We start from the raw sequence: 13,846 nt of genomic DNA, 5'->3' as shown, positions 1-13,846 counted from the left end.
ACCTGTAGCCGATGAAGTACCTGGAGCTATACCTGCGCAAAGTGTTTACCGTAGACCTGCGGGCCCTGGCCCTGATGCGGATATGGTTGGCAGGCATCGTGCTGCTGGACCTGGCCATCCGGGCCACCGACCTGGAGGCGCACTATTCCAACATGGGGGTGCTGCCGCTGCACGTGCTGCACCAGCACCTGTGGCTGCCGCAGTTCTTCTCGCTGCACGCGCTCAGCGGGCTCTGGCAGTTCCAGCTGGCGCTGTTTATACTTGCCGCCGGCTTTGCCTGCTGCCTGCTGCTGGGCTACAAAACGCGCCTCTCCACGGTGGCTACCTGGCTGCTGCTGCTCTCGCTGCAGAACCGCAACCCGCTTATAGAGCAGGGAGGAGACGACCTGCTCCGGATGCTGCTGTTCTGGGGTATCTTCCTGCCTTGGGGCCGGTTTTATGCTGCCGATGCCGTGCAGGCCCGGAAACACGGCGTTCTACCGCAGCAAACCACCTACTTCAGTGCGGCCACCATGGCCTACATCCTGCAGGTGGGGCTGGTCTACTTCTGCACCGCGCTGCTCAAGAACTCGCCCGAGTGGCACACCGACGGCACCGCCCTGTACTATGCCCTCAGCCTCGACCAGATCCTGATGCCGGTGGGGCGCCTTATCTATCCCTACCCGGAGCTGCTGCGCATACTTACCCTGGCCGCCTGGTACACCGAACTGCTGCTGCCTTTCCTGCTGCTCATCCCCTGGTACACCAGGTTCTTCCGGATGGTGGTGGTGCTGGTACTGGTCGGATTCCATATCGGCATCAGCCTCACGCTGTTTGTGGGCCTTTTCTACCTCATCAACATCGCCTCTGTGGCCGGGCTGCTGCCCTCCTTCGCCATGGATTGGCTCGACAGGCGCGTGCTGGGGTCATTCCGGAGGCCCGGGATGGGGCAGTTCAGGAACATTTTCAGCAAACTTAGCAGCCCGGTAAGTATAAACGTGCAGGTAAACTGGCGCAGGCCGTTCTTCCCGCAGCACCTGCTCTCGCCGGTGCGCAGCGGCTTTGTGGCGGTGGCGCTGTTTTACTGCATCTGGTGGAACCTGAGCACCACGCAACTGCCCATCCACAAGCTACCGGACAGCAGCCGCTGGCTGGGCTACTTATTGCGCCTCGACCAGCACTGGGGCATGTTTTCGCCTACGGTGTTTAAGGATGACGGCTGGTATGTGCTGGAGGGATACACCAACAACGGCATCAACATAGACCTGAATCAGGAGGGCAAGGAGGTAGACTACAGCAAGCCGGCCTCGGTGGTGTCGCTGTTCAAGAACGACCGCTGGCGCAAGTACTCCGAGAATTACCTGTTCATCCACAACGCCTACATGCGGCCCTACTACTGCAATTACCTGGTGCGCCGCTGGAACGAGGCCCACCCGCAGCAACCTATCCGGCAACTGGAGGTTATTTACATGAAAGAACCCTCGCTGCCCGACTACCAATTGGCCGTGCCCACCCGCGAGGTGCTGTGCAGCTGCGCCAACCAACCGGAGTAAGTATAAACCCGGGGCAGGTATAGGCATTATCCCTTTTGGGGGAATCACGTAAAAGATATTTCATTACTGATACTTAACTTAAACTATAAGCTATGAAACGAACATATGCATTTTTATTTGCCGGCTCGCTGCTCGCTGCCACGGCCTTATCAGGCTGCAGCACCGAAAACACCACCGGCGTAGAAACCGACACCAACACCACCGAGCCAGAGAACATGGATGATGGCATGATGGACGACGACACTATGATGGACGACACCACCATGAACGACACGATGGGTGATTCCACCAACATGGGCACCACAGGCGGAACAACCTCCGGTACCACGGGAGGCACCACAACAAGCGGAAATTAAAAGCTGTTTATACTTTATAAGCAGGAAAGGCAGGCGCTTTGAAGTGCCTGCCTTTCCTGTTTTAAGTCTGATATAGTTTATACTTCCTCCGCCTCTTCGTCGCCGCTGAGGGCGTAACCCACGGCCGCCGCCACCATGCCCCCCAGCAGGTAGTAGCCAATGGTCATGGCCTGCGTTTTGGGAGTGCGGTTGCTTGGCTCCTCGCCCAGGCCCAGCGGCCCCGGCAACAGCACCGCGCCCGCCCCGGCGGCAGCGCCAAGTATGGCTCCGCGCCACCAGGCGTCCCTGCCTGTTCCGGCCAGGCTATAGTAAACCGAGTTGGAGAAAATATCCCCCACCAGCGACATGGTATGCAGCTCCTCCTTATCCTGCGGCGGCTCCTCGCCAGCCATTTTCATCAGTTTGGAGATGGCGCGCATGCCCAGCACATCCATGCGTGGGGCATCAGGCACGAGGCGGCGCACCGTTTCGTGCACCAGCGTAAGCACGCAGGCACCGGCCAGGCCTCCGGCCATTGCTTTTATAGCGTTGTTCATAGTTTTATTCGTTTAGGTTTGCAGCACCAGGCTGTTTTAACAAGTATAGGCCGTTTGTCCGGTTAAGGTTACACTTACTCCGCCACACGCAGCACATCGGCCCACACGGCGTGCTCTCCCTGCTTGCGCTCGTCCATCGGGCTGTCGAACACCACCAGCACGTGGTGCTCGTCCAGCAAGGCCAGGCCCTCGGCTTTGTCTTTGCTCGTGTCCTTGCCGGTGCCGTGCGGCACCTCGCGCAGCCGGTCCAGCTCGTTATGGTGCACCATCTGCTCGGGCTCCCCCACCGCATTGGGCCAGCGGTAAATGGCGATCACCCCGTCCAGGTCCATGGTGGGGCCGGCCAGCAAGTATAAATCTTCGCCAAAGAAGCGGAGCTCGCGGATGCCCTTACCGCGCAGGTTGAGGAAGTGCTTTTTGTAGGGCTTGCCGTTCTCCAGCTTTTTCAGGTGCAGCTCGCCCTCCTCGTCTTCCTCGGCCTCCACCTCCAGCACTATGGCCCAGCCGCGCAGCACCGGCCCGCGCAGCCCTATGAAAATGCGCTTGCCGTGTATCGCCAGCCCCTCCACGTCAAAGCCGTTATCCTTGCCGGGGATGTTCATAAAGGGCGCAATGTGCTCGTCGCGGGCCAGCACTTCGGTCAGGATACTGCTCTGGGTATCGCCGTGCAGTTGTGCCGCCCGCAGCGTATGGCCGGGTTCATCAGGGTCATCCGCCTCCTTGTGCAAGGTATAATCCCCGGTTTCCTTGTCCTGAAGTATGGGGATGCGCGCCAGCAGGTAGCGGTTGGGGTCGCTTTTTACGCGGGCCAGCCGTTTCATTTGCTTCGCGATGGATTGGTGCCGCTTGGGCTTGCTGCGTTTCAGGCTGTGCGAGCCCATGATCCAGAGGTAGCTGCCGGCAATGCCCATGCCCTCGATGTCGATCTCGCTTTCGCCTTTGGCGGGCAGGTCAATGTAATCCTCCAGGTTAAAAGACCGGTGCCGGGCGTAGGAGCCGTCGGGCTGGCGGGTAAGACGCTCAATGGTGGTGCGCTCATCGCAGCTAACCCACAGGTTGTTGCCGGTGCAGAGGGCCGCCGAGAGGCCGTCGCGTACGTGCTTCCCCTCCGGGTTCAGGCTTAGTTTTGAATCGAACTGAAGTATAACCTTCTCTTTCATTTTACGGTTTTAAAGTATGGGTAAGGCATTTTACGGAATTGCCCTACCTGTAGGTAACGCACCCGGATAGGGAGTAAGCATTGTAACACTATGGAATCATCAGAAAATAAAGGATTTGAGATCGCCACGTTTGGGGCAGGCTGTTTCTGGGGCATAGAGGAAACCTTCCGCAACACACCCGGCGTGGTAAATACCGAGGTAGGCTACATGGGCGGCCACGTTGCCGACCCGACCTACCAGGATGTTTGCTCCGACCGCACCGGCCACGCCGAGGTGGTACAGGTAAGCTTCAACCCGCAGCAGGTAACGTACGACCAGCTGCTGCAGGTGTTCTGGCACGCCCACGATCCTACACAGTTTAACAGGCAGGGGCCGGATGTGGGCTCGCAGTACCGCTCCGTGGTATTTTATCGCAACAACGAGCAGCGCCTGATGGCCGAGACTACCAAGGAGAACTGGCAGCAGTCGCCGGAGTTCAGCGGGCGCCAGATACAGACCGAGATAGCGCCTGCGGATGTGTTTTACCGGGCGGAGGAATACCACCAGCAGTACCTGATGAAGCGGGGCGAGGCCAGCTGCCGCACCCACTAATCAGTTTATACTTTAAGCGCACCAAAAAAAGCCGGACCTGTATGGTCCGGCTTTTCCTTTATACTTTGTCCCGGCTTATTTTACGCGGGCGTTCGTTCCCGATGTGCCGGAGCTGTAACTGCTACCAGACACATTGCCTGATGAGCTGCCCGGTCTGTTCTGCTGCTGCTTCGCGTTGATGTTGTGCAGCGCATCTTTCGCGGAACCCGCCGCTGAACTGATCTGGTTCTTTATCTTGTTCTTGTTTTTCTGGCTCATGGCCATCCAGCCGGCACCTAATGCCAGCACGGCGCCGCCTACCATGGCTTTCTGCGTGGTGGTCATACTGTTAAACTTATTGGCGGCTGTGCTGCCAAACTGCGTCAGCTTGCCTTGTATGTCCTTCATGCCGCCCTGGCCTGTGGTGGCCTTCTGGTTGCTGCGGCCCTGCATGTTCTGGCTGCTGCTGTTCTGGTTCTGATTAGAGCTGTGCTGGTTAGAGAGGTTGCCCTGGTGTTGATTAGAGTTGCTCTGCGTGCTGCCGGAAGGCGACATATTGCTTCTATTGGACTGTCCCTGTGTCTGGGAGGCTGAGGTGTTATTCTTGTTCGTTTCCATTGTTTTTCTTTCTATGTCTGGTTAAAAATGGTACAATTTCTCCCGGGCTGGTATAGCTGCTGTTTCTGTGACTATACCAAAGCCCGTAACTATATTTATCGTTAAACGCAGAGCTTAGTTGCGTTTGGCGCCATATTTTTGATTTGCAGCTCCGTTCTCTCAGTGGTTTGTGGCCCTCAGCTGCTGTTACCCGGTATTCCCGTACAAGTGCAAGAACAATGCAATGCAGCGGCCCTACCTGCCCGCATGCAGCTGCTGCAGCAGTATAAGGTGCTCCTGTGTTTTCTCCCACTCCTTTAGCGCTTCTCTATCGCTGCCATCAGGAGCCTTGGCCTCCTTAAAGTATAAAAGCAGGTGCTGTTGTAAGGCCTCATCAGCTTGTTTAAACTCGGCTTTGGCCAGCTTCTTCAGCAGCGCGGCATAGGTCTCGTCGGTAAGGGGATAGGTGCCGGGGCGGGTGGGCTTGCCGGTGTCGAGCTGCAGGTTCTGCAGTTGCGGCGGGCGCTGTTCCAGTCGCTTTACCATCGCATTATACTTATCCACGGTCACGTTAAAGCTCTCCAGGTATAGTTCCTCGGCTTCGGGGGTAGGAGGCACAAAGGCCAGCGGGCGCAGCGGGCCAAGTTTGGGCAGCACCTTCATCACCCATGCCGTGGCGCGGGCAAAGAAGTGCGGGCGCTCATACTCCCGGCCCCACTGCTCATGAAAACCGGCCCGGCTCATGCGGTACGTAAACTGCCGCCGGGTTACCCCTGGCTGCGCCTCCTGAATCTCGCTTTTCTTTGCCTGCCAGGCCGCCTTCGTCAGCTCCGGAAAGAGGCCCCGGATGGTATAGCGGTAGCTGCCAATGGCCAGCGGCAAACTAATGAAAACCTCCCCCAACTCCAGCCCATAGGTCTCCAGAAAGGCCTTTTCCAGCAGCTCCTTTGCCACTCCAAAACCGATGAACTCTTGGTAAGCCTCCGGCGCGTAGCTTCCCCGCGCCACCTGCAGCACATCAAAGCCGAATTCTGTCTTTATATGCGAGATGGCGTCATCGGCATAGGTAACGGCATGGCCATACTCCTGCCCTACCTCAGGGTAAACCAGCGGTACGGCTCTGTTTGTACCGATGGGGTGCCCGTAGATATCAGCGTTGAAGTGCGCCATGGCCCCCAGGGCAAAGCCAAGTTCCTCCACGGTGCCGGCGTGGCGCAGCAGGCTTTCTACAAAATCGCCGCTGCGCACATAGTGGGTAAGGTCGGTGAAGAAGGCGTTGCCAAAGGGATAGTAGCCCATGTCCTGCACAATGGAGCCGCCGTAGGCATGGGCGTGCGCTTGCTTCAGTTCCTCTTCTGTGGCGTTGGGGTAGCGCCGGAGCAGTAGGGGCTTCAGGCTGGTGTCCCAGGCGGCGTCTATCACCGCCTGGTGCGTGAGCACACCATACGCCCGGGCAGGCAGGGCTGGCAGGAGGGCGAGAACGAGCAGCGTGAGGCTCAGAATACTTCTATATAGTTTACATCTCATACTTGCCCTTGTTACGGAATAGCGGGCGAAAGGTGCCGCCTCAGGGAAGAGGCAGGTTGTCATGGCGCCTTCTGTTGTATTCCAGTACCTCCACCAGACTAATACCTACCAGCAGCCACAAAATACCCAACAGGTAACCCGCCACCACATCCGACAGGTAATGCACCCCCAGGTACATGCGGCTAAACCCTACCAGGCCGATCAGCAGCAGCGCCAGCGCTACGACCAGGCGCCGTTGCCAGGCAGCCTGCAGGTGGCGGTAGAGCAGGTAAGCCAGCATCCCGATCAATACCAGGGAGGTGGTAGCGTGCCCGCTCGGAAAAGAGAAGTGGTCCACCAGGTAATAGGCCATATCCTGTTGCGGGCGGGCGCGGCTGATGATGGTTTTGCCGAACCTGACCGACAGCCCCACGCCCCCCATGGCCAGCCAATAGGCCACAATGGAAAACCACTGCCGTCGAAACAGGAGCACGGCGGTAGCCAGGCCGCCCAGCACGAACACAGCCTGCCGGTCGCCGAGCCAGGTTACGGTATAAAGGGCCTGGCTGAGCCCCTCAGAGCGGATGCCGTACAGCAGGATATTGAACTTCTTATCTACCTGCACCACCCACTCCGCCTCCACCACGCTTTCGGCCAGGTTGGAGAGCAGCATCATGTTCAGTAGGGCGGTCAGGATGATCAGCGTTAGCGGCAGGCCTACGAAACGGCCGGTGTGCAGGCGGTTGGCTATAAAGGAGGTAGTCTGGGGGAAGCGCTGCCGCAGGCGCACCACCACCGGCCGCCTAAGCAACCAGCCAGCGACTCTGCGGGCTTTGTCTACTAGTATGTGTTGCTTTCTCATTGTGTGCTGCTGAGGAGAATATACGAAGACGCTATACTTTGTTACGTTATTTTGAAACGTTGGCAGGCTGCTGGCACCCGTCTACCCCAAAAAACGGTGGTTCCACAACCATCAGCGCCTAAATAAAGTACATATTTACATGAAGGCGCACGACAACATATTCGACAAAATCATGCTGGCTATCGGCGTGCTGCTGCTCGTGTTGTTCTGGATACAGTTTCCGGCCATGCCCACCATGGAAGAGCACCACTACGCCTCCTATACTTCTGCCAGCCCCGACATCGCCCATACCTCCAAATGGACATACCTGAAGCCTGACAAGGCACTCTCGCCACGCCAGGTGGTCAGCATACAGCTACACGCCCTGCAGCAGAACGACCCCGCCGACAGCGGCGTAATTACCCTGTTCAACTTTTCCTCGCCCTCCAACAGAGCGTACCTGGGGCCGCTGAAGCACTTCCGCCTGATGGTTCGGGAGCCTGCATATCGTCCTATCCTCAACTTTAAAAGTTACAAAACCGGACAACTCGTGGTGGCAGGGAAGAATGCCTACCAACTGGTGGTGATAGAGACGCCGGACGGGCAGCGGGAGGCCTTCATGTTTATACTTACAAAGCAGCGCAGGGGCTCCTACAAGGACTGCTGGATGACCGAGGGAATTGCCCGTATGGAGGAGGTCCATTTCACGAGCAACCTGTAACCGCTGCCCACTCCAACAAGGCCGAAGGTATCTATACTTTGTCAGGTAAAAGTGTTTACCCGAATCGAATTTTTGCCTTATCTTACTTCCCTGAACCTATCCTTCCACCCATGACCCAAACACCCGCCACCCGCCTGCCCATTATCGATTTGCACTGCGACCTGCTGGTATACCTGACTGACGTGCCCCACGCGGATATGAATAAGACGGAGGAGATAGGCTGCGCGGCGCCGGCACTGGTAGCAGGAAACGTGAAGCTGCAGGTAATGGCCATTTACTCCGCCACCGGCCCCGGCAGCACCCGCTTTGCCGCGCTGCAGCGCGACATGTTCCGCCAACTGGCCGATGCCGATAACTGCCTGACCGCCGTGACCGATGCGGGGCAGCTGCAGGAGGCGATGCAGCGCCAGGGAGGCACCGGCATGGTGGCCGCTATTGAGAACGCCGCCGGTTTCTGCGAGGAGGACGAGCCGCTGGAGGAGGGTTTCAAGCGCCTGGAGAAGATCATAGAGGTTTGCGGCCGCGTGCTCTACATCAGCTTTACCCACCACACCGCCAACCGCTTCGGCGGCGGCAACTCCTCGGACCCCAGCCACGGCATCACCACCGATGGGCGCATGCTGCTCGACTACCTACACGGCCGCCGCATCGCCGTGGACCTCTCCCACACCAGCGACGCCCTGGCCTTCGACATCCTGAACCACATCGACACGGAGCGGCTGGACATTCCCGTCATCGCGAGTCATTCTAACTTCAGGCCGGTATGGCCCCATGAGCGCAACCTGCCCGACGAGCTCTCGCAGGAGATCATCCGTCGCAAGGGCCTGATCGGGATGAATTTTCTGCGCAAGTTCCTGAACACCGAGGACCCGGAGGCCCTGCTGCAGCACATCACTTACGGCTTTGGCCACGGCGCGGAGGACGCCCTTTGCTTCGGGGCCGACTACTTTTACTTTGCCGATGAGCTGGACCGCAGCCGCTTCCCGTTTTACTACAAAGAGTATGAGCAGGCCGGCCGTAGTTATGCCCACGTCCTGCAGCGCCTGGAAGAGCAGTTTTCTAAGGAGCAGCTGCAGAAGCTGGCGCATGGCAACGCCCAGCGTTTCATAGAGCGCATCTGGGGCTAAGCCGCTGCGGGTTTCCTGAAAATAAGGCTTTGCCTGGCGCTGTACCCATTTTAGCGCATGGATTAAAATCCGCTGGTTTTATACTTATAAATTACTATATTTAGAGGAAGAGGCTGCAGGGAGAAACTGGCTTTTTACAAGTTTGCCTTATGAAAACAGCTCTTTCACTAAAAAACTTACAGCTATGAAATTTATCGGATTGTTTCTGCTGCTCGCGGGGCTTGTTTCGCTCGTGCTGGAATTCACCGGCGCTAACCTGGTAGTACTCAATTGGTTAAATCAGTTTGGCGAAACCGGAAGCCTGGCCATACGGATTGGGGTGACGCTGCTGGGCGGGATTATTTACTACCTGCGCCGCCACGACGACTGAGCACGGGCGTAAATTTGTATATAGGTTATTTGCCATGTGGCCCAAAACTCCGTATACGCAGTAATAGTGCCTATACTGCGCCGCAACCAGAACCTAAAGCCTTAACACCATGGATGCTCAGGAATACTCGCCACGCTATGTTCAGATAAACGAACTATACATCGACACGGTGGTGATAGACGACACCGAATTTATAACCCTCTGGTGCTTTACGGTGCTCGACGATGAGTATAAATTTGTGTACCTGGGTTGCGATTTCGGCCAGTTTAACCAGATACTGATCGCCGCCGGCGAAAAAGGCAGAGAAATGGCCCTGCACATGGCCGAGCTCCTGGACAAGCCCTACGACTCGCCCACGCTGATACCGGTCAAGGAGAAGTTCGGGGAGTACCTGGAACTCACCGGCCACGACATCATTGTGTATGAGCCGCTGGCTGTGGAGGACGACCTGGAGGCGCTGGAGGAGAACGAGGAGGAAGACCTGCCCCTGGAACAGCTGTTTGGCGGAAAATCGAACAAGACCCGCCAGAGATACCTTATCTACCAACTCGACAGGCTGTACCCCTCCAAGGTATTTGAGCCCGAAAAGCAAGTCTCCGAAGACTTGACCGAGTGCTTTGAGGACGACTCGCTGGAGCTGGCCCAGCTCTACTACGACTACCTGAACGCGGTGGAGAACGGCTACTCCGAGTGCGAGGCGCGGCAGGTGGCGGGGCTGGAACGCGAACTCTTCTTCCGGATGGCCCGCAAAGCCTCCGACCTCTGGAAGTAACATCCCATACTTATACTTATACTTATACTTTACTCCCCGGCAGTTTCTGTTGAGTCTGCTTCTGCCAGCAGGTGGATTTCCTGACGCAGGTGCGCCCGCATGTCCATCAGCCAGTCACGGGTCTTGGCATCATCAGCCTTTAAAAGTGCCTCTTCATACCTGTCCAGCTGGGCATGGTGGGTGCTGATCACGAACTCCCGGAAATGTGTGTCCAGTTCCTCCCCTTCCAGCAGCTTAAACTCCAGCACCAGTCCGGTATCGGCGGCGCCCAGACTGTCGGGCAAGGGTATGTTTTCGTGTTGTTGCGCCAGCGCCTTCAGTTCCTCCAGCGCCTGTGTGTGAAATTCCATAGCCTCGGCGGCTATACTTCTGATGCGCTCGGTGGAGCTGGTTGCGGCCGCTACCCTGGCCACCTCTACCTGCAGCATGTTACTGCTGGCGGCATAATCCCAGAAGGCGGGCTCGTGTAGCAGGGTTCTTTTCTGCGGGATGCTTTCGGTAGCGGTTTCATTTGCCGAGGGCCCCTCGCAGGAGAGGGCAATCAGGAAAACGGCGGCAAGGGCAAGGGTGATGATCTTATCTAGGAGCATGTCGTGTCGGGTGCAAGTATGATCGTTGTTATACCCTATACTGCAGGCGCCGCCCCTTTAGTTTAACTCAGACCGAGATTCCTCTAAAAGTATAAACCAGGCTGGAAGGTTTGCTACATAAACCCACGGAAGGCAGGTCAAAGCATCAGCCTGAGGAAGGGCAAAAGCGCCATAGATGAAGATGCAGTGCTGCCAGCCTTTGGTCTCTCTACCCGTCTTTCAGGGACCGCTTCATCATAATGTCTGTCTGCTCATCCTGGCCCAACCTGAAAGTGTGCTTGCCGAACGCCACAAAGCCATTCTTCCTGTAGAAATTTATCGCTCTTGGATTTTCCTCCCAAACACCCAGCCATACATAGTCCAGGTTCTTCTGCCGTGCTGTTTGTATGGCTTGCTCAAAAAGCCGCTGCCCTACTCTGCTTCCATGGAATTCCTTTAGCACGTAAATCCGTTCGATCTCAAGGGCGCTGTCGTCTTTCAGTTCCGTCTGCGATTGCCCAACATTTAGTTTCAGGTAGCCGATCACGTCCGTGCCGAGCAGCGCAAAGTAAAACGCAGAACCCGGGTCACGAAGTTCAGCAGCCAGTTTTTCGGCAGAAAACCCTTCCTGCAGGTACTGTTTTAAATTCTCCTCCGTGTTTGCTGCTGAAAAGGTCTCGGAAAAAGTTTGCCTGCCAATTTTTTGCAGGAGGTCGAGGTCGCTTTCGGTTGCTTTTCTTATATCGATATTTCCCATGTTCTTGTAGCCTGACTAACCGCTTAGAAAGTATAGCTCTTGCGTACTACCGTCAGGTTACTGTCGCGGCCCTGGTCGGGGATAACGTGAGCGGGGCGGGGCGTTTTTACGAGTTGCTGCGGCAGGCCTATACTTTGGTCGAGGAGGTGCAGCGTGAGCGGCGTGTCCGGGCGCAGGCGCAGCTCCAGCGTTATCTCCTTGCTTACGGGGAGGCCATGGAAGCGGGTAAAGTATACTTCTCCCTCAGCTGTCTCGATAGGGTTTAGTTGCAGGTCCTCGCCTGCCAGTCTTATACTTCCTATCGCTCCCGGAGCTTCTGCCTGCAGCGCCAGTTCCAGGTGGGCGGCGCCACGCGGCGAATGTAGTCTCAGGACAAGGATGCGCTCCCCGCCAGCTACGGAATCCTGCAGCACCTCGGCCTGCGGGACAGGTAAATCCAGTGGTTCAGCTTTATTTTTCAGGTACTGGATGGAGGCGTGCGGGTACATCTCCGTGAGTGGCGCGGTGGTGGCGTTGGGGAAGAACTGCCGGTTCCAATCATCGGTGGCGTGGAAGCGGGAGGCCCACCAGGCGTTGCCAGAATCGGCATCCAGGTAATAGCTTACGTGGCTGTGCAGCGGCTTTTCGGCAGAAGGTTTCTCCCCGGCGATGCCCGCAAATACCAGCCCCCCGCCCAGCAGCAGGAAGAGCAGCGACAGCAGCGGTATACTTTTACGGCTGAGGGCGCGGGCCACAAAGACCAGCAGCGGCAGCAACAGCCCGGCCAGCAACAGCACCAGCAGCACGGTACCATAGGGCAGCTGCAGCGAAAAAGCCATGAACACCTGCTGCGCCATGGGCAGCAGCATAAACACGGCCGGCACGTTTGCCAGCAGCAGGATGAAAGTATACTTCGGCACCATCTCCGGGCCGCCTTTCCAGCCCAGCAGCAGCAGCGCCAACGCTCCGCCCAAACTAAACAGCAGCGGGAACAGGAGCAGGTAAGAGCCGTTGGGCATGAGCAGGTACATGGCCATCAAAAGAATGAACTGAAGTATGAACACGCCCAGCAGCAGCGAGACCATCCGTATCCAACGCAAGGCCAACCGGCCCAGGAGCAGAAAAAGCCCCAGCGCCAGAAACAGGTACGCCGCAAAAAAGGCATCGGAGCTATACAAGCCATTATGCCGGTGCGAAAAGGGCAGCTGCGCCCACACCAGCTCGTTTATCGGGTAAAAAAGAATGGTGATGGCGACCAGCAGCAGCAGGTACAGCAAAAAGCCCATCACGATGCCGCGCACTTTTACCACGCCCTGCTGCAGCGCCACGCGCACCGTTACAAACAGCAGCAGCGTAGCCAAAGCTACCCAGAGCAGGTTCAGGATGGGTTTGTAGTTAACCACCCAGGAGCCGATGGCGTTAAAAAACACCCTGTCGGGGCCCTTGGTTTGCTCCAGGGAAGCATGGGCGAAGTGGCGGGTAAGGGCCAGCAGGTTGCTGCCATGGTGCTGCAGGCTGCGCAGGCTCAGGTTCTCGGGCGCATCGGTGGCCTTGTGGTAGTGCACAAAACCATCTATAAACGCAGAGTTCAGGCCGCTGTAGCCGGCGTCCTTAAAAACCGTGAAATCGGTATCGTTGGGCATGCGGCTGTAGATCTCGTAGCCCAGGGAGCTTACGAAGGGATAGGGTGCGGCCTGCGTGTAGTGTTTGGCCACCCACCCGTTTTGCGGGCTCATCTCGAAGGTCATGCTCGGTCCCTTGTTGCCGCGGCCCTCCAGGTTCAGCACCAGCGCCGCTTCCTGTGCCCAGGGGTGCTTCAGAAAAGCGCGGGCACCGTACAGGCCATACTCTTCGCCATCGGTGAGCAGGACGATCACGTCGTGCTGCAGTGGCTTATCCTGCTCCAGGGCGCGGATAGTCTCGAGTATGGCGGCCACGCCGGCGCCATCGTCGCCGGCGCCGCGGGCGTTGGGCTGCGAGTCGTAATGGGCCATCAGCAGGATGGCCTTGCCTGTTTCACCAGTGCCTTTTAAGCGCCCGATCAGGTTGTATACATATCCCACTGTGGCGGCCCCGCCCGCTCCGTTCACGGCAGTGGTCTCCTGCACCTGCGGCTCCAGGCCCAGTTGCTCCAGTTGTTGCTGCAGGTAGTCTCGTACCCTGGCGTGCTCCACTGTGCCCATAGCGTGCGGCTGCTGCGCGATCTGCCGTACGTGCGTCATAGCCCGCTCTGCGGAGAACTCGGTGGCAGGGGCATCGGCAGGCACGGGCGCTGGCGGGGTCAGCAGCCAGAGGCTCAGCACGGACAGCCCCATCAGCGTGAACAGCAGCAGAACAGCAACAGCGGTATGGCGGTGGCGCATAGCGGGAGTAGTATAGTATGTAGCTAATATACCTAAATTCTGCAGATAAGCTGTTTTGAAGTTTAAGGTTTTGCCGCTCTTGCTCCCCTT

The 13,846-nt window shown here is 57.5% G+C and carries 15 protein-coding genes; 7 read left to right on the top strand and 8 right to left on the bottom strand.

The window, feature by feature from the left end; genetic code table 11:
• Positions 1–11 precede the first annotated feature (11 nt).
• Both A3841_RS07805 and A3841_RS07800 read left to right on the top strand, forming a co-directional pair.
• Positions 12–1,532: an HTTM domain-containing protein gene (locus tag A3841_RS07805; protein ID WP_073851731.1), complete on the top strand. Its 1,521-nt coding sequence runs from the start codon at positions 12–14 to the stop codon at positions 1,530–1,532.
• Positions 1,533–1,624: 92 nt separating this feature from the next.
• The gene (locus A3841_RS07800) at positions 1,625–1,888 is read left to right on the top strand and encodes a hypothetical protein (protein WP_073851730.1); all 264 of its coding nucleotides are present in this window, start codon (positions 1,625–1,627) and stop codon (positions 1,886–1,888) included.
• Between the two features lie 77 nt (positions 1,889–1,965).
• Here A3841_RS07800 and A3841_RS07795 read toward each other — a convergent pair whose 3' ends face one another.
• Both A3841_RS07795 and A3841_RS07790 read right to left on the bottom strand, forming a co-directional pair.
• A complete protein-coding gene (locus A3841_RS07795; RefSeq protein ID WP_073851729.1) occupies positions 1,966–2,424 on the bottom strand; it encodes a hypothetical protein in 459 nt (152 codons plus the stop codon).
• 74 nt (positions 2,425–2,498) lie between these two features.
• On the bottom strand, positions 2,499–3,584 hold the full coding sequence (locus tag A3841_RS07790) for a DUF3616 domain-containing protein (protein WP_073851728.1): 1,086 nt from the start codon (positions 3,582–3,584) through the stop codon (positions 2,499–2,501).
• Positions 3,585–3,674: 90 nt separating this feature from the next.
• On the opposite strand from A3841_RS07790, the gene msrA reads away from it, so the two are divergent.
• Entirely contained in the window at positions 3,675–4,175 is a 501-nt protein-coding gene (gene msrA / locus A3841_RS07785; RefSeq protein ID WP_073851727.1) for a peptide-methionine (S)-S-oxide reductase MsrA, read from the top strand.
• Between the two features lie 75 nt (positions 4,176–4,250).
• Here msrA and A3841_RS07780 read toward each other — a convergent pair whose 3' ends face one another.
• The 3 genes from A3841_RS07780 to A3841_RS07770 all read right to left on the bottom strand — a co-directional run bounded on the left by A3841_RS07780 (position 4,251) and on the right by A3841_RS07770 (position 7,119).
• On the bottom strand, positions 4,251–4,772 hold the full coding sequence (locus A3841_RS07780) for a hypothetical protein (RefSeq protein WP_073851726.1): 522 nt from the start codon (positions 4,770–4,772) through the stop codon (positions 4,251–4,253).
• A gap of 234 nt (positions 4,773–5,006) precedes the next feature.
• Entirely contained in the window at positions 5,007–6,278 is a 1,272-nt protein-coding gene (locus A3841_RS07775) for a zinc dependent phospholipase C family protein (protein ID WP_073851725.1), read from the bottom strand.
• 40 nt (positions 6,279–6,318) lie between these two features.
• Positions 6,319–7,119, bottom strand: a complete 801-nt coding sequence (locus A3841_RS07770; protein ID WP_073851724.1) for a phosphatase PAP2 family protein — start codon at positions 7,117–7,119, stop codon at positions 6,319–6,321.
• Between the two features lie 139 nt (positions 7,120–7,258).
• On the opposite strand from A3841_RS07770, the gene A3841_RS07765 reads away from it, so the two are divergent.
• The 4 genes from A3841_RS07765 (at position 7,259) to A3841_RS07750 (ending at position 10,088) form a co-directional block, all read left to right on the top strand.
• Positions 7,259–7,819, top strand: a complete 561-nt coding sequence (locus A3841_RS07765) for a DUF4864 domain-containing protein (protein ID WP_073851723.1) — start codon at positions 7,259–7,261, stop codon at positions 7,817–7,819.
• A gap of 110 nt (positions 7,820–7,929) precedes the next feature.
• Positions 7,930–8,946 (top strand): dipeptidase, encoded by a 1,017-nt coding sequence (locus A3841_RS07760; protein WP_073851722.1) that lies wholly within the window; start codon positions 7,930–7,932, stop codon positions 8,944–8,946.
• A 184-nt stretch (positions 8,947–9,130) separates the two neighbouring features.
• Positions 9,131–9,316, top strand: coding sequence for a hypothetical protein (locus tag A3841_RS07755; RefSeq protein WP_073851897.1), 186 nt, complete (start codon positions 9,131–9,133; stop codon positions 9,314–9,316).
• Positions 9,317–9,425: 109 nt separating this feature from the next.
• Positions 9,426–10,088, top strand: a complete 663-nt coding sequence (locus A3841_RS07750) for a hypothetical protein (protein ID WP_073851721.1) — start codon at positions 9,426–9,428, stop codon at positions 10,086–10,088.
• A 29-nt stretch (positions 10,089–10,117) separates the two neighbouring features.
• On the opposite strand, the gene A3841_RS07745 is transcribed toward A3841_RS07750, so the two are convergent.
• From A3841_RS07745 to A3841_RS07735, 3 genes are all read right to left on the bottom strand, one after another.
• Positions 10,118–10,678: a DUF4142 domain-containing protein gene (locus A3841_RS07745; protein ID WP_073851720.1), complete on the bottom strand. Its 561-nt coding sequence runs from the start codon at positions 10,676–10,678 to the stop codon at positions 10,118–10,120.
• 208 nt (positions 10,679–10,886) lie between these two features.
• Positions 10,887–11,414 carry a GNAT family N-acetyltransferase gene (locus tag A3841_RS07740; protein WP_073851719.1) on the bottom strand — a complete coding sequence of 176 codons (528 nt, stop codon included), beginning with the start codon at positions 11,412–11,414 and terminating at the stop codon, positions 10,887–10,889.
• Positions 11,415–11,437: 23 nt separating this feature from the next.
• Complete coding sequence (locus tag A3841_RS07735; RefSeq protein ID WP_073851718.1) at positions 11,438–13,756, bottom strand: M20/M25/M40 family metallo-hydrolase; 2,319 nt, start codon at positions 13,754–13,756, stop codon at positions 11,438–11,440.
• Positions 13,757–13,846: the final 90 nt, after the last annotated feature.

The sequence above is a fragment of the Pontibacter flavimaris genome (genome assembly GCF_001907195.1).
GTDB classification, from domain to species: domain Bacteria; phylum Bacteroidota; class Bacteroidia; order Cytophagales; family Hymenobacteraceae; genus Pontibacter; species Pontibacter flavimaris.
Note: the sequence above shows the minus strand (reverse complement) of the source record. Positions and strands in the feature narration are given on the sequence as shown.